The organism is Mycolicibacter sinensis, from assembly GCF_001667375.1.
Classification (GTDB): Bacteria; Actinomycetota; Actinomycetes; order Mycobacteriales; family Mycobacteriaceae; genus Mycobacterium; species Mycobacterium sinense_A.
Genome location: NZ_LZIN01000074.1, coordinates 1 through 600, shown reverse-complemented (window position 1 = coordinate 600; position 600 = coordinate 1). Strand labels below are relative to the sequence as shown.

1 protein-coding gene is annotated in these 600 nt (G+C 70.5%); it reads right to left on the bottom strand.

What is annotated here, in order from left to right:
* Positions 1-600 (bottom strand): arabinofuranosyltransferase (locus A5771_RS14945; protein ID WP_165612858.1); only part of this gene is annotated, 600 nt, incomplete at both ends.

The window sequence follows — 600 nt, the reverse complement described above, 5'->3', positions numbered from 1 at the left end:
CTCTGCGGGAGCCGGCCCCCAGGCCCGACCAGGCCAAAACCAGCACCGGCGGCAACAGCACAGTGATCATCGCCGCGTAGGGCTCCGGGGAGCTGTAGGCCAGCGTCACCGCGGCGCCGGCGAGGGTGACCAGCAGCGCGTACTCGAAGCGGATCATCTTGTTCCACAGCACCAGCGCGATGGCCACGGCGATGGCCATCGAGGTGATCGCCCACGGCTTGTACATCTCCCAGGCCGGGATGCCGGTCAGCGCCGCGGCGCGCCCGCCGAGCCAGAACCAGCCCGGCGGATAGTACGACGGCAGGCCCTGATAGGTCATGTCGTGGAGCGCGGGGCTGTCGGCCATCCGGGTCAGGTATTCGGTGCGGAACTGCTGATCCACCGAGACGCCGAACAGGTAGAGCTTGGTGGCGCCCAACGGCATCGCCAGCGTCACCACCGCGAACGCGCTGGTGAACACCACCGCGGCGAGTTGGGCCAGCGTCTGTCGCCCGCGCCGCCACAGCCACGCGGCGGCGCCCAGCCCGGCCAGGCAGCCGACCTGCCCGACGGTGGTCAGTGCGTGCAGCTGGTTCGACGAGGGGTAGGCCGGCCACTGCA